Annotated in this window: 26 protein-coding genes; 5 read left to right on the top strand and 21 right to left on the bottom strand. The window is 64.8% G+C overall.

Annotation, left to right across the window (positions count from 1 at the left end):
• Nucleotides 1-49 precede the first annotated feature (49 nt).
• On the bottom strand, nt 50-2,326 hold the full coding sequence (locus AO057_RS06720) for a TonB-dependent hemoglobin/transferrin/lactoferrin family receptor (protein WP_168163355.1): 2,277 nt from the start codon (nt 2,324-2,326) through the stop codon (nt 50-52).
• A 319-nt stretch (nt 2,327-2,645) separates the two neighbouring features.
• On the opposite strand from AO057_RS06720, the gene AO057_RS06715 reads away from it, so the two are divergent.
• From AO057_RS06715 to AO057_RS06705, 3 genes are all read left to right on the top strand, one after another.
• On the top strand, nt 2,646-4,364 hold the full coding sequence (locus AO057_RS06715) for a nitrite reductase (RefSeq protein WP_057674903.1): 1,719 nt from the start codon (nt 2,646-2,648) through the stop codon (nt 4,362-4,364).
• A gap of 75 nt (nt 4,365-4,439) precedes the next feature.
• Nucleotides 4,440-4,745: a c-type cytochrome gene (locus AO057_RS06710; RefSeq protein ID WP_057674902.1), complete on the top strand. Its 306-nt coding sequence runs from the start codon at nt 4,440-4,442 to the stop codon at nt 4,743-4,745.
• 65 nt (nt 4,746-4,810) lie between these two features.
• Nucleotides 4,811-6,112, top strand: coding sequence for a cytochrome D1 domain-containing protein (locus AO057_RS06705; RefSeq protein ID WP_057674901.1), 1,302 nt, complete (start codon nt 4,811-4,813; stop codon nt 6,110-6,112).
• A gap of 12 nt (nt 6,113-6,124) precedes the next feature.
• On the opposite strand, the gene AO057_RS06700 is transcribed toward AO057_RS06705, so the two are convergent.
• The 9 genes from AO057_RS06700 to AO057_RS18005 are packed head-to-tail and all read right to left on the bottom strand — an operon-like array spanning nt 6,125 to nt 15,742.
• A complete protein-coding gene (locus AO057_RS06700; protein WP_057674900.1) occupies nt 6,125-8,017 on the bottom strand; it encodes a 2Fe-2S iron-sulfur cluster-binding protein in 1,893 nt (630 codons plus the stop codon).
• Nucleotides 8,014-9,459: a cbb3-type cytochrome c oxidase subunit I gene (locus AO057_RS06695; protein ID WP_057674899.1), complete on the bottom strand. Its 1,446-nt coding sequence runs from the start codon at nt 9,457-9,459 to the stop codon at nt 8,014-8,016. The genes AO057_RS06700 and AO057_RS06695 overlap by 4 nt, the downstream gene beginning before the upstream one ends.
• On the bottom strand, nt 9,456-10,010 hold the full coding sequence (locus AO057_RS06690; protein ID WP_240480744.1) for a hypothetical protein: 555 nt from the start codon (nt 10,008-10,010) through the stop codon (nt 9,456-9,458). Before AO057_RS06690 ends, AO057_RS06695 begins: the two co-directional genes overlap by 4 nt.
• Nucleotides 9,988-11,532, bottom strand: a complete 1,545-nt coding sequence (locus AO057_RS06685; RefSeq protein WP_057674897.1) for a hydrogenase iron-sulfur subunit — start codon at nt 11,530-11,532, stop codon at nt 9,988-9,990. Before AO057_RS06685 ends, AO057_RS06690 begins: the two co-directional genes overlap by 23 nt.
• A complete protein-coding gene (locus AO057_RS06680) occupies nt 11,529-12,359 on the bottom strand; it encodes an SCO family protein (RefSeq protein ID WP_057674896.1) in 831 nt (276 codons plus the stop codon). The genes AO057_RS06685 and AO057_RS06680 overlap by 4 nt, the downstream gene beginning before the upstream one ends.
• A gap of 9 nt (nt 12,360-12,368) precedes the next feature.
• Nucleotides 12,369-13,265: a heme o synthase gene (gene cyoE / locus AO057_RS06675; protein ID WP_057674895.1), complete on the bottom strand. Its 897-nt coding sequence runs from the start codon at nt 13,263-13,265 to the stop codon at nt 12,369-12,371.
• A gap of 10 nt (nt 13,266-13,275) precedes the next feature.
• Complete coding sequence (locus tag AO057_RS06670) at nt 13,276-14,976, bottom strand: cbb3-type cytochrome c oxidase subunit I (RefSeq protein WP_057674894.1); 1,701 nt, start codon at nt 14,974-14,976, stop codon at nt 13,276-13,278.
• 12 nt (nt 14,977-14,988) lie between these two features.
• Nucleotides 14,989-15,528: a cupredoxin domain-containing protein gene (locus AO057_RS06665; protein WP_057674893.1), complete on the bottom strand. Its 540-nt coding sequence runs from the start codon at nt 15,526-15,528 to the stop codon at nt 14,989-14,991.
• A gap of 58 nt (nt 15,529-15,586) precedes the next feature.
• Entirely contained in the window at nt 15,587-15,742 is a 156-nt protein-coding gene (locus AO057_RS18005) for a hypothetical protein (protein ID WP_168163354.1), read from the bottom strand.
• A 208-nt stretch (nt 15,743-15,950) separates the two neighbouring features.
• Between AO057_RS18005 and AO057_RS06660 the strand changes: the two genes are divergently transcribed.
• Nucleotides 15,951-16,862: a COX15/CtaA family protein gene (locus AO057_RS06660; RefSeq protein ID WP_082605438.1), complete on the top strand. Its 912-nt coding sequence runs from the start codon at nt 15,951-15,953 to the stop codon at nt 16,860-16,862.
• Nucleotides 16,863-16,936: 74 nt separating this feature from the next.
• Here AO057_RS06660 and AO057_RS06655 read toward each other — a convergent pair whose 3' ends face one another.
• Genes AO057_RS06655 through AO057_RS06635 form a run of 5 tightly spaced genes read right to left on the bottom strand, consistent with a single transcriptional unit; the run spans nt 16,937 to nt 21,015 of the window.
• The gene (locus AO057_RS06655) at nt 16,937-17,545 is read right to left on the bottom strand and encodes an SCO family protein (protein WP_057674891.1); all 609 of its coding nucleotides are present in this window, start codon (nt 17,543-17,545) and stop codon (nt 16,937-16,939) included.
• A 7-nt stretch (nt 17,546-17,552) separates the two neighbouring features.
• Nucleotides 17,553-18,449: a heme o synthase gene (cyoE, locus tag AO057_RS06650; RefSeq protein WP_057674890.1), complete on the bottom strand. Its 897-nt coding sequence runs from the start codon at nt 18,447-18,449 to the stop codon at nt 17,553-17,555.
• Entirely contained in the window at nt 18,446-19,615 is a 1,170-nt protein-coding gene (locus AO057_RS06645; RefSeq protein ID WP_057674889.1) for a COX15/CtaA family protein, read from the bottom strand. The genes cyoE (AO057_RS06650) and AO057_RS06645 overlap by 4 nt, the downstream gene beginning before the upstream one ends.
• A gap of 4 nt (nt 19,616-19,619) precedes the next feature.
• Nucleotides 19,620-20,342, bottom strand: a complete 723-nt coding sequence (locus AO057_RS06640) for an SCO family protein (RefSeq protein WP_057674888.1) — start codon at nt 20,340-20,342, stop codon at nt 19,620-19,622.
• On the bottom strand, nt 20,296-21,015 hold the full coding sequence (locus AO057_RS06635; RefSeq protein WP_057674887.1) for an SURF1 family protein: 720 nt from the start codon (nt 21,013-21,015) through the stop codon (nt 20,296-20,298). The genes AO057_RS06640 and AO057_RS06635 overlap by 47 nt, the downstream gene beginning before the upstream one ends.
• 15 nt (nt 21,016-21,030) lie before the next feature.
• Between AO057_RS06635 and AO057_RS06630 the strand changes: the two genes are divergently transcribed.
• A complete protein-coding gene (locus AO057_RS06630; protein ID WP_057674886.1) occupies nt 21,031-21,252 on the top strand; it encodes a twin transmembrane helix small protein in 222 nt (73 codons plus the stop codon).
• Between the two features lie 200 nt (nt 21,253-21,452).
• Here AO057_RS06630 and AO057_RS06625 read toward each other — a convergent pair whose 3' ends face one another.
• Genes AO057_RS06625 through coxB form a run of 6 tightly spaced genes read right to left on the bottom strand, consistent with a single transcriptional unit; the run spans nt 21,453 to nt 26,170 of the window.
• Entirely contained in the window at nt 21,453-22,334 is an 882-nt protein-coding gene (locus AO057_RS06625; RefSeq protein ID WP_057674885.1) for a cytochrome c oxidase subunit 3, read from the bottom strand.
• Between the two features lie 55 nt (nt 22,335-22,389).
• Nucleotides 22,390-22,605 carry a DUF2970 domain-containing protein gene (locus AO057_RS06620; RefSeq protein WP_057674884.1) on the bottom strand — a complete coding sequence of 72 codons (216 nt, stop codon included), beginning with the start codon at nt 22,603-22,605 and terminating at the stop codon, nt 22,390-22,392.
• Nucleotides 22,602-23,192, bottom strand: coding sequence for a cytochrome c oxidase assembly protein (locus tag AO057_RS06615; RefSeq protein WP_057674883.1), 591 nt, complete (start codon nt 23,190-23,192; stop codon nt 22,602-22,604). The genes AO057_RS06620 and AO057_RS06615 overlap by 4 nt, the downstream gene beginning before the upstream one ends.
• Before the next feature lie 10 nt (nt 23,193-23,202).
• The gene (locus AO057_RS18205) at nt 23,203-23,316 is read right to left on the bottom strand and encodes a cytochrome oxidase small assembly protein (RefSeq protein ID WP_240480743.1); all 114 of its coding nucleotides are present in this window, start codon (nt 23,314-23,316) and stop codon (nt 23,203-23,205) included.
• Between the two features lie 23 nt (nt 23,317-23,339).
• Nucleotides 23,340-24,953, bottom strand: a complete 1,614-nt coding sequence (ctaD, locus tag AO057_RS06610; RefSeq protein WP_057674882.1) for a cytochrome c oxidase subunit I — start codon at nt 24,951-24,953, stop codon at nt 23,340-23,342.
• Nucleotides 24,954-24,994: 41 nt separating this feature from the next.
• Nucleotides 24,995-26,170: a cytochrome c oxidase subunit II gene (gene coxB / locus AO057_RS06605; protein ID WP_057677196.1), complete on the bottom strand. Its 1,176-nt coding sequence runs from the start codon at nt 26,168-26,170 to the stop codon at nt 24,995-24,997.
• Nucleotides 26,171-26,304: the final 134 nt, after the last annotated feature.

Genomic DNA, 26,304 nt, shown 5'->3' with positions numbered 1-26,304 from the left:
TGCACGCCGCGTGTTTCGGCTTCATGACGGCCGGGCGCAAGGCGCCGGCCTAGAAGTCCATCACCACCGACAGCTTGGCGTAGCGGCCGGGCTGGGTGTAGGCATCGAGCTGCGTGGTGGCGCTGGTGGTGGTGAGGCCCTGCAGATCGGACCAGAGCCAGTATTTGCGATCGGTCAGGTTGTAGATGCCGGCATTGAGACGCAGGTCCTTGCGGATACGCCACTGACCGGAAAGATCAAAGGTGGCGACCGCGGGCACGTCGGTGACCTGGGTGCCGCCGACCCGGACCCCCGCCGTGGGATCGATGTCGCCGGCCGTCTTGGCGGAGCGGTATTGCATGTCCAGCCGAACGGTCCACGGGGCCGTGTCGTAGTGCATGCCCGCGGTGAACATGGCAGGGTCGATGGAGTTCAGCGGACGTCCGGTACCGGTGTCCTGCCCGCGTGCATGGGCCAGCGCAAAGGGCGTCGACACGCGCCCTGGCCCCACCCGTCCCCAGTCCATGCGCCCGCGGAACTCGAAGCCCCAGATGATGGCGTTGTCGATGTTGACCGTCTGGTAGACATAGGGATCGAGTGCGGTGCCGCTGCCTGAGAGCAGCTTCTTGTCCACGATGAGCTGGTTGTAATTGCCGGTGAAGACGGCGAACTCCGTGGTCAGGCGCTCGGAACTCGTGCGCACGCCCAGCTCGTAGTGCTGGCTGGTCTCGGGCTTGAGGTTGGGGTTGGGCAGCAAACGCGCATTGATGCCGGGCTGCGGATCGAAATAGCCGTTGAGCTGCCAGGCATTGGGCGCCTTGAAGCCGGTGGCGTAGTTGCCAAAGACCGACCATTGGCCGTCGACGCGGTACAAGGCCCCGAGCTTGGGCGAGGTATGCGTTCCCGAGAGGGAGATGCCCGGCGCACTGGCCGGCGGGGCATAACCAGCCTGGCTAATCACGTCCAGCGCAAAACTTTCAAAGCGCAGACCGGGTGTGACACGCCAGCGCTCGCTGGCGAGTTCACTCTGCGCATACACACCGACGCTGGTGTCGCGTGTGTCGGGAAAATACTTCTTCGGCACGTAGGCGGTCAGGGGCGCCGGGTCATAACCGCCGAACCAGCTGGTCACGTCGCTGCTGACGTAGTCCACGCCATAGGTGAGCCGCTGCGTCCAATCGGACGACACGGGCGTGGTCTTGCCGGCCTGCACACCCAGCTGCCAGGTGCGCTCGCTGTAGCGCGTGTCACGCCGGCGCACACCGCCGTCGTTGCGCACGGTGCGCCCGTTGTCCTGTGCGTCGGCATTCTGGAAGCTCAGCACCGTCTGCAGCAGATCGGCCCAGGCCTCGCTCAGGTTGTAGCGCGCGTCCCAGGTGAAGCGGTCACGCGAAAAATTCTGGCGCGCATTCTCACCCACGACCGAAGACGCCACCAGGGGCGGCTTGGCCCGGCTGGACAGCAGCTCGACATCGGACTGCTTGCCCACGTGCTCGGCCGTGAGGACGTGCTTCTGGCGCCCGTCAGGCCTGGCCACCAGCTTCATCAATACGGAGTCCCCGCTGGTGTTCTGCGGGTTGGGACGCGTGCGGTCGGTGCTGGCCGCATCATTGCTACCCATATTGTTCAAGCCCTCGCCCGTGTAGCTGGTGCCGGTGAACATCCACTGCAAGGTGTCGCTGGCCCGGCCGGCCAGCGTCGCCGTGGCCTTGTAGGTGTCGTCGTCGCCACTCCAGCCCAGCGCCACGCGCCCCCCCAGGTTCCTGGGTTCGCCATTCGCGGCGAGCAGAAAATCCGAGGGTTCGTGGGTGATGAAGTTGACCAGGCCGGCCAGGCCGTCCGATCCGTACAGCACCGAACTCGGTCCCCGCACCAGTTCCACCCGCTTGATCAGGTCCAGCGCCAGCGCGTCGCGACCGAAAGCATTGCTGCCATTGACGTAGCTGCGGGGCAGACGGATGCCGTCGACCAGCATGAGCACCCGGTTGCCGCCCAGGCCGCGGATGGTGAAGCCCACGTTTCCATCACGCCCGATCGGATTGCCCGCACCGGTCACGGAAAAGCGGGCCGGCGCATGGCGGACCGAGACATTGGGCATGTCGGCCGCGAGGTCCTTGATGTCGTTGATCTGCCTCGCTTCAAGGGCCGGCGCGTCAACCACGTCCGTGACCAGCGCCAACTCCTCACGCGCCTGCTCACCACGCGAGCCGCTCACCACAATCTCCTTCAGGGTGGCTACGACGCCGTCCTGTTGTGCCTGTGCTGGCACCATCACCACCATCCCCATGGTCGCGAGCACCCCCTTGCAGATGAATCCTCCGGCATCAGACGTGAAGACAGCGGGCATGAAGGCTCTTTTCATGGGGCATCGGGCTGATATGAAAGGGATATCACTACAAAGTTGCAGGCAGGTCCCACGGGGGATGCTGGGCAGTCTATGGGGGCAGTTGCGGCCCGGGTTTGACCAACATCAAGACATCGGGCCCCACGCATCATGAAGATTACTTTGTCGTGCATCTTTGTCATAAGTCAAAGTCGCCCCCATCGGCTTGGCGCACGATGCCCCTGTCTACCCGTTGCATGAGCAGTTCTGTGGCATGTGGCGGGCGGGGGCCATGAGCAAGGACCCCGGACCATCGACGCCGCAGAAGACTAGGAGTACATCCATGAAAATCAAGAAGTACACGCAGGTGGCGGCGCTGGCCTTGGCCGCGCTGGCGGTTTCTGCGTTCGCACAAGACAAGAAGGGCGTCACCGCGCCCGAGATGAATTACCAGGCGGGCACCTCGCCACTGGTGAACGAGCCCATGGTGCAAAGCACCAATCCCAAGGCGCCGCCGATGACGCAGGCGGAGTTCGACGTGGCGCGCAAGGTCTACTTCGAGCGTTGCGCGGGCTGCCACGGCGTGCTGCGCAAGGGCGCCACGGGCAAGCCCCTGACCCCTGACGTGACCGTTTCCAAGGGCACGGACTACCTCAAGATCTTCATCGCCTACGGCTCCCCCGCAGGCATGCCCAACTGGCAGACTTCCGGCGAAATGACTGAAAAAGAAGTGGACATGATGGCCCGCTACATTCAGCACGAACCGCCGCAGCCCCCGGAATGGGGCATGGAGCAGATGAAGCAGAGCTGGAAGGTCATCATCCCGCCGGCCCAGCGCCCGACGAAGAAGATGAACAAGTACAACATCGACAACATCTTCTCCACCACCTTGCGTGACACCGGCGAAGTGGCGCTGATCGACGGCGACACCAAGCAGATCATCAACGTCATCAAGACCGGTTATGCGGTGCATATTTCGCGCCTGTCGGCTTCGGGCCGTTATCTGTTCGTGATCGGTCGTGACGCCAAGATCAACATGATCGACCTGTGGATGGAGAAACCCGACAACGTGGCCGAAATCCGCGTCGGCCTGGAAGCACGCTCGGTGGACACGTCCAAGTACAAGGGCTTCGAGGACAAGCTGGCGATCGCCGGTTCCTACTGGCCGCCCCAGTTCACCATCATGAAGGGCGACACGCTGGAGCCGCTGAAGATCGTGAGCACCCGCGGCATGACCGTGGACAAGCAGGAGTACCACCCCGAGCCGCGCGTGGCCGCCATCGTGGCCTCGCACTTCAAGCCCGAGTTCGTGGTAAACGTCAAGGAGACCGGCAAGATCCTGCTGGTGGATTACCGCAACATCGATGCGCTCAAAATCACCGAGATCGGTGCGGCACGCTTCCTGCACGACGGTGGTTTTGATGCTTCCAAGCGCTACTTCATGGTGGCCGCCAACCAGAGCAACAAGATTGCCGCGGTGGACATGAAAGAGGGCAAGCTGCAGGCACTGATCGACGTGGGCAAGATCCCCCACCCCGGTCGTGGCGCAAACTTCGTGCATCCGAAATTCGGCCCCGTCTGGGCGACCGGTCACCTGGGTGATGAAACCATCTCCCTGATCGGCACCGACCCGGTGAAGCACAAGCAGTACGCCTTCAAGGAAGTGGCCAAGCTGACCGGTCCCGGTGGCGGTGCGCTCTTCATCAAGAGCCACCCGAGGTCCAAGAACCTCTGGTCGGATGCGCCGCTGAACCCGGACCCCAAGGTCTCGCAATCGATCGTGGTGTACGACATCAACAACCTCGACAAGGGCTACAAGGTGCTGCCGATCGCCGAGTGGGCCGACCTGAAGGATGACGGAGCCAAGCGCGTCGTGCAGCCCGAGTACAACAAGGCGGGTGATGAAGTCTGGTTCGCGGTCTGGTCGGCCAAGAACAAGCAAAGCGCCCTGGTCGTGGTGGACGACAAGACGCTGAAGCTCAAGGCCGTGATCAAGGACCCCCGCCTGATCACGCCCACGGGTCACTTCAACGTGTACAACACCCAGCACGACATCTATTGACGGCACCCGGCAGATGCCGCCCGCAGCGGGCGGCATCTGCACGCGTCGAAGACCACTGTTTCAGGAGTCACGCACATGAAATGCCTCTTTATCCTGCCGGCTCTCGCGCTTGCTTTCAGCGCGCAGGCGGCTCCCCCCGAAGAAGCCATGAACAAGGCGGGCTGCATGGCCTGCCATGCCAAGGACAAGAAAATGATCGGCCCGTCCTTCAAGGACATCGCCGCCAAGTACAAGGGCCAGGACGTCACGACCAAGCTGATGGAGAAGGTCCGCAAGGGCGGCTCCGGAAACTTTGGCCCCATCCCCATGGCACCGAATGGCCCCGACAAGATCAACGACGCTGACCTGACGGCAGCGATCGCGTTCATCCTGAAGTCGTGACCGATCCGGCGGACTGCCGCCACCTTGCAGAACGACGATGGGGCCCCCTGCGGTGGGCCCCATTTTTGTTTTTCGTCCTGCTGTTGTCGCCTTGGGGCACCAGCGCCCAGGACGCAGGGCGCGAAACCGATAAGCAACCCCCGCGCCTGGAGGTACCGGCTTGTACGGCCAGCGACAACCGCACAACCGGCCTGGCCACGACCGACCTGGTCCTGGCCGTGCGAGACGCCGGACGCGAGTTGCTGCTGCTGGATGGCAGCACACTTGCCGTCCTGGGGCGCTGCCAGCTGCCGCACGCGCTGGAAGGCACGCCGGTGCGGTCCCCGCAGGGGCGTTACGTCTATGCCGCCGCAGCCGGCGGCTGGGTGCTGCGGCTGGACCTGCAACATTTCGGCCAGGCGCTCGGTACACGCACCGGCCTGGCCTTGAGCGGCCTGGTCCTGTCGGCCGACGGGCGCTGGCTGCTGGCCGGCCACGCGCAGCCCCACAGCCTGGTGTTGCTGGACGCCCAGCTGAACGTCGTGCGCAGCTACCGGACCTCGGCCCTCACGGGCGGCGCCGATTCCGCGGTCTCGGGCGTCTGGCTTGCACAGGCGCGCAGGAGCTTCGTGGTGGCTTTCGACACGCTGCCCGAACTGTGGGAACTGTCCTACGACCCTGCGGCCGAGCCGATCCATGACGGGCTGGTGCATGACTACCGCATGGGCGAGGCCATCGCCACGGCAGGCTTTCTAGGTGTGCGTCGTACCCCACTGTCACAGCCTTTGCGCGTGGTACTGACCGATGCCCCCCTGCGCCACCTGCTGGCCATCGCGGCGCCGGGTCCGCCAGGACAGGATGCGCGTTCCGGCACGGAGCTGGAGATCATCAACCTGGACATACGCCGGCGCATCACCACCCGCACGCTGACGGGATATCCAATGGCCGGGGCCGGCGTGGTCTTCACCTCGGGCACCCGGCCCTGGCTGGCCTTGCCCACCGGTCCCGAAGGCCGGGTCGTGCTGATCGAGACCAGGGGCTGGACGCTGCACCCCGAAACCCTGGTGGCGCTGCGCGGGGTTGACGCCGTGCGCAGCCACCCGGCCACCCCACAGCTCTGGTTGCACGCCACCGAGGCCACGCCGTCGGATACGCTGGTGCTGGTGGACAAGGACGACTGGCGGGTCATCGCGACGCTGCGCGAGCCCGACCGGCGCTGGCTGCCGGTCAGCTTCGCGGCGGGCGGGCGGCAGGCGGTGCTGGCCACGCAAACAGAAATCCGCCTGCTGGACACCCGCACGCTGCGTGAACTGCGGCGTGTGGCGCTGGCGCAGGTCGAGGTCGTGTTTGCACTGGACGGGCCCGCGCCGGACGCACTGCAGAAGTAGATGGGGCCTGATTCAGCGCGCGGGCAGGAAGGCGTCCGAGAAACAGGCGTCGTCGCTCAGCCCCTGGGCGAGGAAAGCCGGGATCGCTGATTCGACCATCCTGGCCGAGCCGCAGACATAGACCTCATGGCCGGCCAGATCGGGGAAATCCTGCAGGATGGCCTCGTGCACCAGGCCGCGCCGGCCGGACCAGGCATCCCCCGGTGAGGCCTCGGACAGCACCGGCACGAAATGGAAGTCCGGATGCGCGCGCTGCCAGGCCTCGGCCAGTTCCTTCATGTACAGATCCGCCGGCTCGCGCACGCCCCAGTACAGCCACATCGGGCGCTCAATGCCGCGCAGGAACGCATCCTCGACGATGCTCTTGATGGGCGCGAAACCCGTGGCCCCCGCCACGAAAATGATGGGTGCGGTGCCGGGTTGCAGCACGAAGTGGCCGTGGGGTCCTTCGAAGCGCAGGCTGTCGCCGACCTTGAGCGCATGAAACACATGGCTCGTGAAACGGCCACCGGGAATCAGCCGCACATGCAGCTCGATCAAGGCCTGCGTCTGCGGCGGATTGGCAAACGAGAACGCGCGGCGCTGGCCGTCGTCCAGCACGAAGTTGATGTACTGGCCCGCCGTGAAGGCGATGGACTCGCCCGCGGGCAAGGACAGGCGCAGCAGGATCACCTGCGGGCTGAGCCGCTCGATCGTTTCCACGCGTCCCAGGTACTCACGCGCTTCGCTCACCGAACGGGCCGCGATCTGCTCCACTTCAATTTCCAGATCGGACAAGGGCGTGGCGCAGCACATCAGGGTCTTGCCCTGGTCGCGCATCTCGTCGCTCAGCGCCGCGCGCTGGTACAGGCCGTGGTCGACACTGCCGTGCACCACCGTGCACAGGCACACGCCACAGCCGCCGTTGCGGCACTCATAGGGCAGTGACAGGCCGTCGCGCAGGCCGGCGTCCAGCAGGGTTTCGCCGGCGCGCACATTGACCACCTTGGGCTCGCCGGCAATCGTCAGGTGGAATTCGCCCACCGCCTTGCGCTGGCGCCACGGTGGCAGCCAGGGCAGCACCGTGATCAAGCCCGTGAAGCCCAGCACCCCGCCCCAGATCCAGCCCAGGTTCTGCTCGTTCAGCAGGGGAAACAGCGGCAGGTAGAACCAGTCCAGCTTCAGCGTCGTCACGGCAACACTCAGATCCGTCGCACCGCCCTGGCTGAGCACCGGGACGATCAGTGACATCACCAGCAGGGTCAGCAGGATGCCGATGACCATGGGTCGCGGCGGCGTCGTGGCGGCCTTGGGCACGCGCTGCACGTGGATCCACATCAGCAGCAGCACCAGCAGCGGTATGCCGATGTGCATGAAGGCCAGCAGCGAGAAGAAGCGGTCGTTGACGCTGCTGGGGTAGATGAAGTTGCGCATCAGGGTGCCGCCGAAGCTGGGCAGCCAGTCCAGCCACTCGAAGGTGGCCACGATGACAAACTGCGCCAGCTTGTCCCAGGGCAGCATGTAACCATTGATGCCCGAGACATAGACCAGCCAGATCAGCGCCACCCCGGTCACCCAGGAGAACCAGCGAAAGCTGCGGTAACGGTTGAACGCGAAGTAGCGCACCATGTGCAGCAGCATAGTCACCACGAAGGCGTCGGAAGCGTAACGGTGCGTGCTGCGCAGGATGCCTCCAAGGTACCACTGCCCGTGCGTGATGGACTCGACCGAGGCGTAGGCACCGGCCACGCCGGTCTCGAAGAAGGCGTAGAGGTAGAGGCCGGTGGCGGCGATGACCCAGAACAGGAAGAAGCTGATGGCCCCGAGGTGGTAGAGCGGATTGAGCGCCACGCCGAAGGCCGCATTGAACAGCGCCTCCAGCCGCAGAAACAGCCATTGCAGCGCAGCCTGGAGCAGACGGATCATGGCGTGACCGTCCCGCTACCGGTGGCCCCGGCCGGCTGCCGCATGGCCCGGATGACCACGAGCACGAACAGCAGGCCGCCGATGATGGCCACCAGCCCCCCCAGCCCCATGAGCCCCATGCCGAAGACCTCGGCCGTGCTGCGCAGCACCTGCTCGCTGCCGGCCACCTTGCGCTGCACGCCATACCCACCGGACCAGACCAGGCCGATGATGTGCAGCAATTGCCCGGCGCCGTAGAGATAAGGCTGCAGCGTCGCCATCCGGCCGCGCACCGCGCCGTAGCCCAGCCGCGGCAGCAGGTGGTAGACCAGGCCCATGAAGGCCAGCGTCACGCCGACGATGCAGCCGTGGTAGTGCGCCGGAATCTTGACGTTGCTGCCGTTGATCATGGCGCCGATCAAGCCGCCGGCGGCGAACAGCGCCATTGAACTGACGAGCGCAGCCCGCAACGGCCGGGTGCTGGCGTCGCCCCCGCGGGCGGACCACAGACCCGTGATGACGGCCAGCGCGATCGGTGCGATGGCGATGCCGCCGCCCAGGCGCATGGCCCAGGTGTGCAGGTTGCGATGCTCGACGGTGGCCACGTCATGGGCCAGGTAGGCGTAGGGCGTGACGAAGACGCTGGCCAGTGCCAGCACGAACATCAGCACCGTGAGCCGGGGCGAGATGGGCAGACGGGCGCCGCAGATGCTGGCGAGCCACAGCCAGCCGACCAGCATCAGCAAGGTCCAGGTGAACTGCAGGGCGTGGCCGCCGCCCCAGAACAGGATCTCGTAATACGCCTTGCCCACCAGGTCCTGCGGCAGCACGACGTAAGACCACACGAAGGCCATCAGGGCCACGGCGGTGGCGACCGCGGCGGCGTTGATGCCGAAGTGCAAGGCGCCGGCGCCGTCGATCTGCAGCCCGACCTTGGGCGCGCCCAGCATGGCGCGCAGCACCAGCAGCAGCACGCCCGAGCCCAGCACCAGCGTGCCGGTGATGAACAGCGGGCTGTCGAGCATGGGGATGTAGTTGGCCATGATGGCTACACCCGGCGCGATGAAGGCCGCCAGGCTCATCAAGGTGGTGCCGGCACCGGCCAGCGCCAGGGCGCCCCAGCCCCAGCGCAGGCCCGCGCGTGCGCCATTGATGCTCCACAGCAGGCCGGCCACTGCCACGAACCAGACGAGGACCGAGAGATCGACGTGCACGACCAGCGCGATGCGGAAGAAATCGACGCCCGGCAGCAGGCGGTTCACGCCGGGGGTGCGCGCCAGGACCAGCAGGATGGAGAACACCCCCGAGCCGATCAGGGCCAGCAGGCCCAGCCACAGCCAGCCCCGGGCCAGGCGCTGGCGTTCATCGGTGGGGACCGGCAGGACGTAATCGAAACCCCTGACCGTTGCCGGCGTGGCGATGGCCGGCTTGCGATGCACGCTGTCTTGTGTGGTCGTGTTCATTTGAAGGTGACTCCCCCGGCCTCGGGATCAAAATCGATGACCAGTATCTGCGCCGGCCTGAGTGCGACGGAACCGGTACGCGTGTGGGTGTAGCCCGTCTGGCGTGCGTCGTCGTTCATGCGCACGGCGATCTCATGCGGGCCGGCGGCCAGTTCGATGCGCTGGTACACCGACGAGGCGCCGTCCTTGGACAGACCCGAAGGTCTGGCCACGTGCTGGTACACCGTCTGCCCGTCCACATCGACCTCCACCCTGACGGGTGAACGCTCGCGCGGGCACTGCACCGGCGCCCGCATATTGGGCGGCAGCTTGGCCAGCTCGGCCACGCTGACCTGCCGGCACTCGGACACCGGTTTGCCATGGTGGGTGAAGCTCAACTTGACGACGGCGCGCCCGGGCGCCAGGACCTGGTAGACGGGCCAATGGGAAAAGACCCCGATCACCAGGCCGAACAGCCCGAAGAAGATGGCTTGTACCAGCAGTCGACCGAGGTTCAGCGTTGTCTTGTCGGTGTCCATGTGGATCGGCTCAGCGTAGTGGTGCGGGCTCATCGGGCCGGGTGGGTTGTTGTCGCAGTGTGTCCAGGGCCTGCGCCAGCAGGACTTCTTCGCCCCGGTCGGCCCAGGTGGTGGCGATGCACTCCCGTGGCACGGAAGCGCGCAGATGCGGTTCACGCAAACCCTGGAGTCGCTCTGCGGTCCATAACTGCCCTAGCCTGAATTCGCAGCTGCCGGCGTGGCAGCCCGTCACCAGCACCCCCGTGGCGCCATCGCGCAGTGCGTACTCCACGAAAGAAGGCGGCAGCACGCCGGTGCAGACCATGCTGAAGGCCAGCACGCCGGGGGCCCGCAGCGCCTGGACGTCGGCCCCGTGGTCGCAGCCGAACACCACGAGTTTGTGCGGTGTCTGCAGAGCCGCCAGGCCGCTGTGGAGTTGTCGGCGCAGCTCGCTGATGGGCGACTGGGGCAGGTCGATGCCGGTCGTCAATTCCGCGATGCTGCGAAACGGGGTGGAGGAAGGGCAGGAACCGACGCAGATGCCGCAGGCGGCGCACAGGTCGGCGTCGACCACCGCGATCTCACGCCCGGCCTGATGGCGCAGGGGGTGCGGCGCCATGGTGATGGCGGCATAGGGGCAGTCGGCCAGGCAGCGTCGGCAGCCGTTGCAGTAATCCGGCGCGACAACGGCCACGGGTGCACGCGCCTGGCGTAACAGCCAGGGCAGCAGCGTCAGCAGCAGCAGCAGCGCGGCGACCAGACCCCAGACGAAGCCGGCCGAGGTGAGGTACATCAGCGGATGCACGAAGAGCACGATCCAGTCCAGCGCGAGCTGCGTCGGTGCCATCGCAAGGTCGGCCGGCGCATGGCTGAGCACCGGCTTGAGTAGCGACAGCACCAGCAGGGTGGCGACCGTGCCCCAGGCCAGCGCGCGCGGCGGGAACACTTCGGCCAGGCTGATGCGCTGGATGTGGAACCAGAGCGCAAATAGCAGCAGCAGGGGCAGGCCCAGGTGGATGAAGACGAAAAGCGAGAACAGGCGGTCGCTCACCGTGGCGGCGCTGAGGAAGTTGCGCGTCAGCGGCGAGGCGAAGACCGGCAGGCCGTCCAGCCATTCGGCCGTGGCCTGGGCCGAGAACTGCCCCAGCGCATCCCAGTTCAGCCAGAAGCCACCGATGGCGCAGGCAAAGACAAAAGGCAGCAGTGGCACACCCGTCAGCCAGGAGTAGCGCCGGAAGCCGCCGTAGCGACCGAACATCCACTCGCGCAACAGGTGCGCCACCATCACGAGGATGAAGCCGTCGCAGGCATATCGGTGCAGGCTGCGCAGCACCCCGCCCAGGTACCACTGCTCGCGCGAGAGCTGGTCGATGGACGGGTAGGCCCCGGTGGCCGAGGTGTCCAGCACGGCATAGAGGTAGATGCCGCTGGCGGCGATCAGCCAGAAGAACAGGAAGCCCAGCGAGCCCAGGTGACGCAAGGGATTGAGATCGGCGCCCAGGGGGCGGTCGAACCAGTGCTCCAGGCGCTGAAACGTGCGACGGCCGTAGCCATCGGAGACGACTGCGGCAGTCATAGTCGCCTGCTGCGCCGCTGCTGCAGCCATTCACGCCCCAGGTACCCGAACATGAAGAGGAAGAACATCGTTCCGCCGGCGAGTTCCATGAACAGGCCATAGTCGTAGCGGTACTGGCCGGTCTTGGGGTCGTAGACGGTGCACAGGATCTTGACCCGCTCGATCAGGTCGTCCAGGTTCAGCGTGGGCGGCAGGGGCGCGCCGCGCATGAGCTCGCGCATGGGTTCGCCCAGCTGGTTGGGCGTCAGGCTGTCGCCGTAGATCTGGCTGTAGATCCGCCCTTCCCCGTCGAGCAGCGTGACCGAGAGAACATGGTCGAAGCCGGCCGCATTGGCCACGTAGCTGAAGCCGAAGTCGCGCGTCAGCGGCTCGACGATGGAACGGTGCGGGCTGAGAAACTCCCAGTTCGAGGCAGCGATGCCGTTCTGCGTCGCAAAAGCGCGCATGGCCTCGGGTGCATCGAAGGGCTGGTTGAAGCCGATGCTCACAACATTGAACTTGTCAAAACCGACCAGCCGGCCCAGGTCCTGGACCGCCTCGTGCAGCATGCGGGTCGTGGTGGGACAGACCTGGAAGCAGCCGGTATAGATGAAGCTCACCAGCAGGGGCTTGCCCCGGTAGTCGCTCAGGCGCACCGGCTTGCCGCGCCGGTCCAGCAAGGTGAAGTTGGCCGGCTGCTGGCCGATGACGGCCTGGCTGATGCGGATGGCCTCGGCGCGGTCCAGCACGCTTTCGGCCGGCGTGGACGCCGCCGCCGCGGGCATCCCCAGCGTGCCGACTATGAACGTCAGCAGCAGACCCGCGCGCACGGTAGACAGCACCCGCATGCTCGCCCCCTACCTGATCAGACCATCGATCCCCGCTGCCAGGAGCAGCAAACCCAGCTGGACCAGCGAACCGAAGAACGAGCCCATGGCCGTGGCGCGGCTCGGATGGCTGGCCAAGCGCCGGGCCTTGACGATGAAAAAAGCGCCGCCGACCACGGCCCCGGCCAGGTAGACCGGACCCGCACCAAACCAGGCCGGCAGCAGCGAGGCCACCACCAGGAGCACCGTGCTGGCAAACACCACACGGGCCGCGCGCTCGGGCCCGACCACGACCGGCAGCATCGGCACGCCGGCGTCCGCATAGTCCTTCTGATTGGCGATGGCCAGGCTCCAGAAGTGCGGCGGCGTCCACAGGAAGAGCACCAGCGCCAGCAGCAGGCCCAGCGGCCCGATGGACGGGTCCACCGCGGCGGCCCCCGCAAGCACGGCAAAGCTGCCGGCCAGGCCGCCGATCACGATGTTGAGCCAGCTGCGCCGCTTGAGCCAGACCGTGTAGACCACGGCATAGAAGAAGGCACCCAGGAACACGAACAGCGCCGAGACGCCGTTGACCACGGTCCACGTCGCCACGACCGAGCCGGCCAGCAAGGCGCCGATCACCCCCAGCCAGGCCGGCGTGGGCTGCAAGGCGCCGGTGGCGAAGGCGCGGTTGCGCGTGCGCGCCATGCGCCGGTCGCTTTCGTACTCGTAGTACTGGTTGAAGGCGCCGGCACTGGCCGAGGACAGCAGCACGGAGAACGCCAGCACCAGCCACTGGACGGCGCTGAGCGACGGACCCGGCGTGACGGCCAGGCCCGCCAGCGCGGTGATCATGATCATCACTCCGATACGCAGCTTGAAGACACCCAGCACCAGCCGCACGCGGCTGGAAGCTGAGGGATGGATCGTTGCAGCAGCGGTGCCCATGGCAAGCTCCTCAGCTCAAACCCCAGACCTGCGAGAGGTACTTCCAGTTGATGAAGTAGTACAGCACGAAGGCCACCAGGAACACCATGGCCAGCACGAAGGTGCCGGGTGCGGCGAAGCCGGCCGAGCCGTAGGTCTGCACCACCTTGCCCACCGGCGTGGGAGGCACGGGCGTGGTCTGGGCGCTTTGCCGTCCCGAATCCAGCCGCTTGCCCCACAGCAGGGAACCCACCGTGATGTAGATGTAGAGAGCCCCGCCGACGATGGCAGCCACACCGGCAATGCCGACCAGGCCCATCATCAGGTAGGCAGCCCCCGGCCACTCATAGGCCAGTGCGGCGCCCTGGAAGGCCATGTCCCAGTGACGGCGCGACACGCCCAGGGTACCCGCGCCCATCATCACCAGGCAGAAGAAGTACATGGACAGGCCGAACAGATAGGGCTGCAGTTTGGCCAGGCCCGGGTTGATCATCTCGCGCCTGAACAGCACGGGGATCAGGAAATAGGTCAGGGCCATGAAGGACAGCGTCGTACCCACCACCACCGTGGCGTGGAAGTGTCCCGGCACGTAGATGGTGTTGTGGATGATCATGTTGAGCTGCTCGGTGCCCATCATCACGCCCGAGATGCCACCGAGGAAGCCGAAGCCGATCAAGGAGATGAACACCCCCGAGAACACCGGATTGCCCCAGGGTGCCTTGCGCAACCACTCGAACAGGCCCTTGTTGTAACCCTTCTCGCGCTGCGCGACCTCGATGGCACCGGGGATCGTCAGGCCGTGGATCATGGAGGCCAGCACCGCGAAGTACATGAAGTAGCTGGTGTTGACCACTTTCCAGGCCGTGCTGACGCCGGGGTCGGCCAACAGGTGGTGCGCACTGGCCAGCTGGAGGAAAAGGATGTAAAGCAGGAAGGCACCGCGGCTCACCCGCTCCGACATGGGCTTGGCGCCGAAGGCAATGGCCGCCACCGCATACCAGATGGAGATGTGTGCCGCCACGTTGATCTGCTGCGAGGAGTGGCCGAAGGCCCACCAGATGGTCCGGTAGACCAGGGGATCGACGTTGCTGATCAGCCCCACCGACATCAGGAAGGTCGGGATCAGGATGATGGCACCGGAGGTGATGGTGAACACAGCGATGATGCAGGCCGTGATGGCGCCGAAGGTGACCAGAGGCACCGAGCCCTGGTAGGTCTTCTCGCGCTTGGCGATCACCAGGGTGCCCAGGAACACGAAGCAGGCAATCAGGGCGCCCACCGCGAACAGGATCAGGCCCAGGTAGAAGGACGGGGCCGCCATCATCGGTACATAGGACGTCATCATGACGCTGGAGCCGCCCTGGAACACGGCCACGTTGTTCATGATCGCACCCACCAGCATGAGCACAAACGCCGCCCAGGCCCATCGGGGTGTAGCGATCCGACAGCGCAAGAGCGTGGATGAGCAGAAATACAGGACCGCCACTTCGAAGAAGATGATCCAGAAGATCAGCATGTCGATGCCGTGGGCGGTGAGGACCTGGTAGAAGGTGTCGGCCTCCAGCCAGTGCACGGCCGGCCAGCGGGTGAGCACCACGCCAATGGCCAAGATGCCGCCGATCAGCAGGAAGACGACGGCGATAAAGGCATTGGCAATCATCAGTTTTTCGGCTTGCGCCTCGAACTGCAGACCGGAGCGCGGGCAGGTGCGATACGTCGTTGCGTTGGACATGTTATGGCTCCTCTATTTCACATAGATGCGCCCGACCATCTGGTGATGGCCGATGCCGCAGTACTCATTGCAGACGACGGAGTAGGTCCCGGACTGGTTGGGCGTCACGGTCACGACGTGCTCATAACCGGGCACCACCTGGATGTTGATGTTGGCCGGTTGCAGTGAAAAGCCGTGGTTGTAGTCCAGCGAGGTCAGGTGCAGACGGTAGGTCTTGTCCTTCTCGAGCTCAATGATGGGCCAGAAGCTCCAGAGCCGGGCGATCAGGTAGACGTCGCTGCCGGGAGGCGGTGCAACGACCGGGATCTTGTCTGCAGTCTCCGTGCGAACCGTGTACTTGTCGACCACCGCCTGGGTTTTCTGCATGAACAGATCCGGCGTGGTTTTGTAGGTCTCAGTGGACAGGTTCTGTTTGCCCCAGATGTGCCATCCCACCATCATGGCAAACATGATGAGACACCAGATCAGTGCAATGACAATCCAGGTTCCTTCAACGCGATCGAGTGGATGCTTCCACCACAGTCGCTCTGCCGGGGGCAGGATAGCGCTCATGTTGAGCTCCTTTTCAGGTTGGGCCCCGGGGGGCCAGTTTTCTTGTTTTGCTTCGGCCTTACTTGGCAAGCGGCACGGTCAGAATGTCAATCACACCCCACAAGGTGTAGACCACCATCGGAACCATGACGCCAAGGAACAGCAGCAGGAACGGGTTGTCCAGCAGCTGCTGCATCAGGGGAACGCGTTCGTTCTCGTCGTGTGTCTCGTTCATCGCAAACCCTTTCACTGAGTGACTCACGGTGTAGGCAAGCCAGACTTGATGTCCGACAATTTCAGTATGTTGTTGAGTCCTCAATTTTTTCTTGATATACCGCAAATCAAATACATCTTTTAAGCCATCCCAGAGACAATTTGACTGGAAAGATTTATTAATCTGTATCTTATATATATCTTATATACAACACTCCATCGATCGCACCATGAACCCAGACCACCCCCGGACTGTTTTGCTGCAGCGCACAGCATTGATCTGTGCCCTGCTCGTTTTTTCCATCGTCGGCATCAGTGCCTACATCCGCCTGTCGGCGGCCGGGCTCGGCTGCGCGCCCTGGCCCCAGTGCTACGGACAGGCTCTGCCGGCCACGCCATCGGCAACCATCGACGTCCTGCGCCTGCTGCATCGCCTGCTGGCCGTTGCGCTCCTGCCTTTGCTGCTGCTCTTGCTCATGGGTGGTTTCACACGCAAGCCCGACCCCTGGGAGCAGCGCTGGACAGCGGTCTGTGCCCTGGTCGTGACCCTGTTTCTCGCGGTCCTGGGGCGCTGGACGGCCGGCGCCAAGATCCCGGCCATTGCGCTGGGCAATCTGATGGGCGGGTTCCTGCTTTTCGCCTTGTGCGCGCGCATGGCTTTTTCCGGCGTTCGTCAAGGCACCGGCAGCCCGCCGGCCGGGGGCCGTCGCTGGCGCCATGCGGCCAGCGCCGCCGTCGTGGTCCAGGTGGTGCTGGGCGGCCTGGTCAGCAGCGGGCTGGCCGGACTCAGCTGCCCGGACCTGTTCGCCTGCGCTCTTCCCACGCCCTTCTCCTGGAACGCCCTGAATCCCTGGCATGTCCCCCTCGCCGACCCGTCGGCCTGGCCCGTCAACCCGCAAGGCGCTCTCGTGCACCTGCTGCACCGGTTGATGGGCCTGATCACCGTGGTACTGGTCACGGTCACGGCCTGGCGGCTGCTCGACAGCCGCCAGCGACGCACCGGCATCGTTCTGCTGGTCCTGATCGCCCTGCAGCTGGGGCTCGGTGTCCTGCTGGTGGTGGCTGGCCTGCCCTTGGCTGCGGCCCTGGCGCACAACCTGCTCGCCGCCCTGCTGGTGGCGAGTCTGCTGGCTCTGCCCTGAGCCAGCAGCATGCCTGGCGTACGGGCCATGAAAAAAGCCCGCACGCGGCGGGCTCTCCACGCGATCGGCGCGTCTTATCTGGACAGCAGCAGCTTGACGTCCGCAGCCAGCGCCCCGGCTCCGCTGCCGTAGCGCGAATACAAACGCAGCCGGCCCTGCGTGTCGTAGATGTACATGCCAGCCGAGTGGTCCATGGTGTAGCTGGTAGGGGTCTTGCCATCGACCTTCTTGTAATAGACCTTGTAGTCCTTGGCCAGCGCGGCCAGCTTCTCGGCGGAATCGGCGTACAGGGCGAGGAAGGTCGGGTCGAAGTTGGCCATATAGCTCTTCATCACCTCCGGGGTATCGCGCGCGGGATCAATGGTGACGAACAGGCCCTGGAGCTTGTCGCCATCCGCCCCCAGCAGCTTCTTCACCGCGACCAGTTCGGTCAGGGAAGTGGGGCAGACATCGGGGCACTGCGTGTAGCCGAAGAACACCACCACGATCTTGCCCTGGAAATCCTTGAGCGTGCGCGCCCGTCCGTTGTGGTCGGTCAGCGCGAAATCCTTGGCGTAATCAGCTCCGGTCAAGTCGATCGCGCTGAAGCCGGGTTTGCTGTTGTCGGAACAGCCGCCGAGCAGCAGGGCCGCAGCGGCGAGAAGGCCGGCCGCGATGGAATGGAGTGCGTTGCGTGTCTTCATGAAGGGCTCACAGCAGGTAATGGTCGAGCAGCAGGGCTGCGAAGAGCACGCTGAGGTGGATCAGCGAGAAACGAAAGGTCTTGCGCGCCAGCTCGTCCGAGTAGTTGCGCCAGAGCTTGAAGGCATAAAGGAAGAAGCCGATGCTCAGGACCACGGCCACCGCCAGGTAGAGCCAGGAACTCATGCCGTAGACCACGGGCATCAGGCAGGCTGCGAACAGGACCAGGGTGTAGAGCAGGATCTGCAGGCGCGTGAACTCGTTGCCGTGCGTGACCGGCAGCATGGGCAGGCCGGACTTGCGGTAGTCCTCCACGCGGTACAGCGCCAGCGCCCAGAAGTGCGGCGGTGTCCACAGGAAGATGATGAGGAAGAGGATCAGGGCCTCGGGGCCGACGTCGTTGGTCATGGCCGCCCAGCCCAGCACCGGCGGCATGGCGCCAGAGGCGCCGCCGATCACGATGTTCTGTGGCGTCAGCGGCTTGAGGATGACGGTGTAGACCACGGCATACCCGACGAAGGTGGCGAAGGTCAGCCACATGGTCAGCGGGTTGACCCAGACGTACAGCAGCACAGAGCCAGCAGCGCAGAGCACGGCCGAGAACAGCAGGGTCTGCACATCACTGAGTTCGCCCTTGGCCGTAGGACGCCAGGCCGTGCGTTTCATCTTGGCGTCGATGCCCTTCTCGACGATGCAGTTGAAGGCCGCAGCCGCACCCGCCACCAGCCAGATGCCGATGCAGGCGATGAGCATCAGGCGCAATTCCGGCCAGCGCGGCAGGCCGGGCACGGCCAGCACCATGCCGATGAGGGCGCAGAAGACGATGAGCTGGACGACACGCGGCTTGGTCAGCGCATAGAACTGGCTGAACACGGAGAGCGTGGAAACGAGGGTGGGGGCACTCATGCGGCAGGACTCGAAACGGGAACAGAAGAGGTGCCGGACTGCGGGTCCCTGCGCCGGCTGCTGGCCAGGCTCCAGGTCAGCAGCACGACCAGGCCGGCGGCGCCTCCTGTGTGCAGCACAGCCGCCAGCAGCGGCCAGTCGAGCACGACGTTGCTCAGGCCGGTGAGGAATTGCAGGACCAGCAGTGCCGCCAGCCAGCGTGCCGGACTACGCCACTGCGGCAGGCCACGCAGGCGCCAGGCCAGCAGGGCGAGCGCGGCCATCACCACATACGCGGCCAGGCGATGCACGTAATGGATGGCGGTGAGCGCGGCAAAGCTGATGTGCTGGCCGTCGCCCGTCAGACCCAGTTCGCGCCAGAGCTCGAAGCCCTGGACGAAATCCATCCCGGGCCACCAGCTGCCCTGGCAAGCCGGGAACTCGGTACAGGCCAGCACGGCGTAGTTGGTACTGACCCAGCCGCCCAGCGCGATCTGCAGCGTCAGCAGGCCCAGGCCCCACCACAGCAGGGCGCGCAGCCCCGACGGCAACGCAAGGGTAGCGGCGGTGTCATGCATCTGCGCGTAGCGCACGGCCTGCAGGCACAGCAGGGCCAGCAGCAGCAGACCGCCCAGCAGGTGCAGCGTGACGATGGCCGGAAACAGTTTCATGGTGACGGTCAGTGCACCGAAGGCCCCCTGCACGCAGACCCAGACCAGGGTGAGCGTGGCCCACCAGGGGCTCAGTGCATCGGCAGCGCCACGCTGGCGGCGCACATGCTCGCGCCAGCTGACGGCGGCCAGCACCAGGATGAGCACGCCGACGCCGGTGGCGAGGTAACGGTGGATCATCTCGACCCAGGCCTTGCCATGCGTGACCGGACCGGTGGGCATGGCCTGCTGCGCGGCAGAGATTTCAACATGCGCACCGACCGGGCTGGCATTGCCGTAGCAGCCGGGCCAGTCCGGGCAACCCAGCCCCGAGTCGGTGAGGCGGGTGAAGGAGCCGAACAGCACCAGGTCGAAGGTGAGGAAGAGCGTGAGCACGGTCAGGGCCTGCAGCCGGCGCATGGTCGAAGCCTGGCGCTGGCGCAGCCAGATCCAGGCCAGAGGTCCGCCGGCCAGCACCAGGCCCATGAGCATGAGGCGCAGGGCGGGCGCGAGATCGTAGAGTGCGGGGGCATCCATGGCTTTAGCGCCCCGCCTTGTCCCAGGAACTGGATGCACGCAGCAGGCGCTCCAGGTCGCGCTTGGCCTTGGCCGCTCCCGCGATGTCCATGTTGGCCGGGAAGCGCATCATCCAGTTGCCCAGAGGATCCACCAGGTACAGGTGCTCGCCGATGTCATGGCCACTGGCCGGTGCCAGCCAGCGTGCCAGTTCGTCCGCCGGCACACGCAGCACCGTCGCCTCCTGCAGGCCGGGCAGCAGTGGCGCAGCCACGGGCAGCGTGTCGCTGATCAGCCAGACGCGGTCCAGACGCTCCTTTTCCTTGCCCAGGCTTTCGCGCAGCTGGCGCTGGAAGTAGAGCTGCTGCACGCAGGCCTCGCCGCAATGGCCGCTACCCACGCTGACCAGCAGCCACTGTCCCTTGAGCTCCGGGAGCTTGTGGGTCCTGCCATCGAGGTCCAGGCCCAGCACCTCGGGCAGCGGACGCTGGGGCTCGACGAGCTCGCCGAAGTTGCGCCGCCCTTCGGGGCGGATGACGTAATAGGTGAAATAGGAGGCGACCACCGGCGCGGCAGTGACGAGGAACAGCGCCAGCAGCTTCCAGCGGCCGGCGCGGGTGCGCCGCGCGTCTTCGGCCAGGGCCTGGCCCGGTTCGGGCAGGCTGTGCACCGTCAGCCCCAGGGCATGATCGGTCGCGCCTTCAGCGCGACGGGCGTTTGAATCTTCTGACAATTTGGAACCAGACATAAAGAACTGTTATCAGGGCGCTGAGCCCGAACCATTGAAAGGCGTAGCCATAGTGCTTCTCGACGCCGCTGCCGATCTTCGGCCAGTCGCGCGCGAGTCCATCGCCAGCGCCAGCGGTCTGCTGGAGTGATACCGGCGCCAGGGCCAGTCCCGTCTCGGCACGAAACTGCGTCAAGTCGAGATTTTGCCGGATCGGCCCCGTCTCCGGAGCCCCCATCTCATAGAGCTTGGAGGGCGCAGGGGCTATGCGCCCGTGCACCTGCACCAGACCCGCCGGCGTGGCGATCGTCGGCACCCGCGCGCGATCCTCGAAGTTGCGCGGCACCCAGCCGCGCTGCACCAGCAGCACGGTATCGCTGCCCTGCAGGCGCAGCGGCGTGACGACGTAGAAACCGGCCCGCCCGTTCAGCGGCCGGTTGTCCAGGAACACCGTGCGCTCGCCCACCCAGTGGCCCACGGCTTCGATGCGCCGGTGCAGCAGGGTTTCGGTGTCCACGGCTGCCGCCAGGCTCATGGCGTCGATCGCCGGCAGGCTGCCACGCGCCTCGATCGCTGCCTGTAGCGCCTCTTTCTGCGCGGCACGCCCGAGCTGCCAGCGCCCCAGCGCGGCCGTGGCGACCAGCGCCAGCAGCGCGGCCAGCGTCACCAGCCAGAAGCGGAAACCTGCACTCACGCGATAATCCCGTTCATGAAATACCTTGTCGCCCTTGCCTTCCTCGCCATCCTCGCCAGCCTCGGCTCGGCCCTGTTCTTCATGATGAACGACGGCCGCAACGGCAAGCCCAAGACCAGCAACATGGCACGCGCCCTCGCCTTGCGCGTGGGCTTCTCCATCCTGGTCTTCGTCTGCATCCTGATCGCCTGGAAGCTGGGCTACATCCAGCCCACCGGCATCCAGGCCGGCAAGTAAAAAGAGTTCACCTCTAACAAAAACAAAAGCCGCTGCGAGCGGCTTTTGTTTTTATCGGCTCGCCCACGCCTGGCGGCGTAGCGAGCGGGCTTCAGCCTAGGCGCGGGTGGCGGAAGACCGGAGCGTACCTTGAGGTACGTGAGGATCTTCCGACGGGCCCCGCGCAACGACGGATCAAGCCCGCGCAGTAGCCGCCCCGATTACATCCAGTAGACGAGGATGTAGAGACCCAGCCACACCACGTCCACGAAGTGCCAGTACCAGGCGGCGCCTTCGAAACCAAAGTGACGCTCGGCCGTGAAGTGGCCCTTCTGCAGGCGCAGGGTGATGAAGAGCAGCATCAGCATGCCGACGAACACGTGGAAGCCGTGGAAGCCGGTCAGCATGAAGAAGGTGGAGCCATAGACGCCGGACGTGAGCTTGAGGTTCAGGTCGCTGTAGGCGTGGGCATATTCGTAACCCTGTACGAACAGGAAGGTCAGGCCCAGCAGCACGGTGATCCACATGAAAGCGATGGTCTTGCCGCGGTTGCCGTCACGCAGGGCGTGGTGGGCAATGGTCAGCGTGACGCCGGAGCTCAGCAGCAGGGCGGTGTTGATCGTGGGCAGCCAGAACGGGCCCATGGTCTGGAAGGGCTCGACAATGCCGGCCGGCGAGGCGGTGGCACCAGCCACGACGCTGGGCCACACGGCCTTGAAGTCAGGCCACAGCAGCGCGTTGTCCAAGCTGCCCAGCGCCGGCACCGAGTGGGCGCGGGCCCACCACAGGGCTGTGAAGAAGGCGCCGAAGAACATCACTTCAGAGAAGATGAACCAGGTCATGCTCCAGCGGTAGGAGATGTCGATCTTGTGGCCGTACTGGCCGCCTTCGCTTTCGGCGATGGCGTCACGGAACCACTGGGACAGCACAAACAGCCACCAGACCAAGCCGGCGATCAGGCTGTACTTGCCCCAGCCGGCGCCGTTCATCCACTCGGCAGCGCCAAAGAAGACCAAGAACAGGCCGATTGCTGCCATCACGGGATGGCGGGACGGTCCGGGCACGAAGTAGTACGGGGTGCCGCCGTGTGTAGTCGAACTCATGTTTGCTCCATTCCTTCCGGTTCTCTTCAATTTTTTCAGTGTGCCGGGGCTCGCCTTATTTGGCGACCACCCAGTTCACCAGTGCGATCAAACTCAAAATAAATATGACAGCGCCAACAACACCCACCAGGATGATGTGCAGGGGGTTGAGCCGGCCGACATCGGCCTGAAATTCACTGCTCCGACGGATGCCCAGAAACGACCAGGCCACCGCCTTGATGGTCTGCCCGATCGACGCTTTGGCCGGCCTGGTGTCGAGGGGTGCGTTCATGCGCCTGCTCCTGCCGGGGCTGCGAGACGGGCCGTCGGTGCCGGCGGCGTCTTGCTGCCCACCTCGAAGAAGGTGTAGGACAGCGTGATGGTCGTGACGTCCTTCGACAGCTTGGGATCGATCACGAACACCACCGGCCATTGCTTCTTCTCGCCCGGCTCCAGCGTGTACTCGTTGAAGCAGAAGCACTCCAGCTTGTTGAAGTGCGCTGCCGCCTGGCGCGGGGCATAACTCGGGATGGCCTGCGCCGCCATGCGACGGTCCTGCACGTTCTCGAATTCGTACATGACGGTGGCCATCTCGCCCGGATGCACCTGCAGCGAACGCGCCGCCGGCCGGAAGCTCCAGGGACCGCGCACGTTGGCATCGAACTCCACCGTGATGGTGCGGCTCATGTCCACCTGCGTGTTGCCCGGCGCGCTGCCGAAACGGCCGTCGCGCTGCTCGCCCACCGCCAGGATGTTGATGCCCAGGGCTTCGCAGATGTGCTTGTAGATGGGCACCAGGGCATAGCCGAAGCCGAACATGCCGACGACCACGATCGCCAGCTTGCTCACCATCTTGACGTTTTCGCGTCGCAGATTCATGGTCGCTTCGTTACTTGCCCAACAGGAAGTACTTGGCAATCACGCCGAAGAAGAAAACCAGCGCGATGGTGGCCAGGACCAGCCCCATGCGGAAGTTGGCTTTCTTTTGCTCGGGTGTCGTCATGGCTCAGGCTTTCCGGGCGTTGCTCAGCCGATGATCTTGGTCGCCGTGGCGTCCAGCTTCGGGGGATGTGCGAAGGAATGGTAGGGGACCGGCGAGGCCAGTTCCCACTCCAGGCCTTCCGCGCCATCCCAGGGTTTCTGCGGCGCCTTCTCGCCCTGGCCGCGCATGGCGGGCAGCACGACAGCGAAGAAGAAGTAGACCTGGGCCAGACCGAAGGCGAAGGCGCCCACGGAGGCAATCGCATTGAAGTCCGCGAACTGCATGGGGTAGTCGGCGTAGCGACGCGGCATGCCGGCCAGACCCAGGAAGTGCATCGGGAAGAAGGTGATGTTGAACGCAATCATCGACCACCAGAAGTGCAGCTTGCCACGGGTTTCGCTGTACATCACACCGGTCCACTTGGGCAGCCAGTAGTACAGGCCCGCGAACATGGCGAACAGCGAACCCGCCACCAGCACGTAGTGGAAGTGGGCCACGATGTAATAGGTGTCCTGGATCTGGATGTCGATGGGTGCCACGGCCGGGATCAGGCCGGTGAAGCCGCCCATGGTGAACACGAAGATGAAGCCGATGGACCACAGCATGGGGGTCTCGAAGGTCATCGCACCGCGCCACATGGTGGCGATCCAGTTGAAGATCTTCACGGCGGTGGGCACGGCGATCAGCATGGTGGCGTACATGAAGTACAGCTGGCCCGTCACCGGCATGCCGGTGGTGAACATGTGGTGCGCCCAAACGATGAAGGACAGGATGGCGATGGAGGCCGTGGCGTACACCATGGAGGCGTAGCCGAACAGCTTCTTGCGGGCAAAGGCCGGCACGACCTGGCTGATGATGCCGAAGGCCGGCAAGATCATGATGTACACCTCGGGGTGGCCGAAGAACCAGAAGATGTGCTGGAACATCACCGGGTCACCGCCGCCGGCGGGGTTGAAGAAGGACGTGCCGAAGTGACGGTCGGTCAGCGTCATGGTGATGGCGCCGGCCAGCACGGGCATGACGGCGATCAGCAGATAGGCCGTGATCAGCCAGGTCCAGGAGAACATGGGCATCTTCATCAGCGTCATGCCGGGAGCGCGCATGTTCAGGATGGTCACGATGATGTTGATCGAGCCCATGATGGACGAGGCGCCCATCATGTGCAGGGCAAAAATGCCGGCGTCCATCGAGGGACCCATCTGCAGCGTCAGCGGGGCATAGAAGGTCCAGCCGGCAGCGGGGGCGCCACCGGGCATGAAGAAGGACATCACCACCAGCAGGCCCGCGGGGATCAGCAGCCAGAAGCTGAAGTTGTTCATGCGGGCAAAGGCCATGTCGGCCGCGCCGATCTGCAGCGGGATCATCCAGTTCGCGAAACCCACGAAGGCCGGCATGATGGCACCGAAGACCATGATCACACCGTGCATGGTGGTCAGCTGGTTGAACAGCTCGGGATTCACCAGTTGCAGGCCGGGCTGGAAGAGTTCAGCGCGGATCAGCAGGGCGAGCACGCCGCCGAGCATCAGCATCGTGAACGCGAACAGCAGGTACAGGGTACCGATGTCCTTGTGGTTGGTCGCAAAGACCCAGCGCCGCCAGCCGGAGGGGGCGTGGTGGTCGTCATGGGCGTGATCGTGATGGTCTAGAACGGCACTCATCCTGATTTCCTTCTCAATACTTCTATGCGTTTGACGACTGTTTATTTGCGGGCCGTCTTGATATCAGCCGGCTGCACCAGTTGGCCGGTCTTGTTGGACCAGCTGTTCTTGGTGTAGGTGATGACGGCGGCGATTTCGGTGTCGCTCAGCTGTTTCCAGGCCGGCATGGCACCCTTGTTCTGGCCGTTCAGCAGCACGGAAATCTGCTTGCCCTTGTCGGCGTCCAGCACAACGGCGGCGCCATCCAGCGGCTTGAACGGGCCGGCGCCCTTGCCATTGGCCTGGTGGCACACGGCGCAGTTGGCGGCATAGACCTTCTCGCCGCGCTGGACCAGTTCACCCAGCGCCCAGACCTTGGCCGGATCATCGGCCTTGGCGGCCATGGCCTTCTTCTGGCCTTCGACCCACTTGGTGTAGTCCTCGGCGGACACCACCTTCACGTGGATCGGCATGTAGGCGTGCTCCTTGCCGCACAGCTCGGCGCACTGGCCGTAGTAGTCACCGATCTTCTCGGCGCGGAACCAGGTGTCACGCACGAAGCCGGGGATGGCGTCCTGCTTGACGCCGAAAGCCGGCACCATCCAGGCATGGATCACGTCGTTGGCCGTGGTGATGATGCGGACCTTCTTGTCCACCGGCACGACCAGGGGATTGTCGACCTTGAGCAGATAGTCATCGGTGGGCGTCGGCTTGCCGGACTCGGACATGGCGCGGTGCGAACTGTCCAGGGTGGAGAGGAAGCCGATGCCCTCGCCTTCGCCCTTGAGGTAGTCGTAGCCCCACTTCCACTGGTAGCCGGTGGCCTTGATGGTCAGTTCGGCATTGCTGGTGTCCTTCATGGCCACCACGGTCTTGGTGGCCGGCAGGGCCATCAGGATCACGATGATGAAGGGGACCACGGTCCAGGCGATTTCCACGGCCACCGACTCATGGAAGGCGGCGGGTTTGTGCCCGACCGACTTGCGGTGCTTGAAGATCGAATAGAACATCACGCCGAACACCGCCACGAAGATGACCACGCAGAGGATCAGCATGAACCAGTGCAGCCAGTGCACGTCCCGGGCAATCTGGGTCACGGGGGGATGCAGGTTGAGCTGGTTGACCGCCGGGCCACCGGGCAGGTCATTGACAGCCCGGGCTGCGGTGAAGGCCACCGAACCGGCCCAAGCGCCAGCCATGAGCAGCAGTGAAGCCAATTTATTAGAAATGCTCTTCATCATGTTCACTTCTTCAATGTCTTAAATTAATCTAGGACTGCCCAGACTCGCCCACATGCGGCTTGTGACCGATGCGCCAGCCCCGCTCAGGGTGGCAGGCAGCAAGCCGCCGTTGAATTTCGAAATTCAGCAAG

This window comes from Curvibacter sp. PAE-UM (assembly GCF_001432305.1).
Classification (GTDB): Bacteria; Pseudomonadota; Gammaproteobacteria; order Burkholderiales; family Burkholderiaceae_C; genus Hylemonella.
The sequence above is the reverse complement of the archived record's forward strand: the minus strand, read 5'-3'. Positions and strand labels throughout refer to the sequence as shown.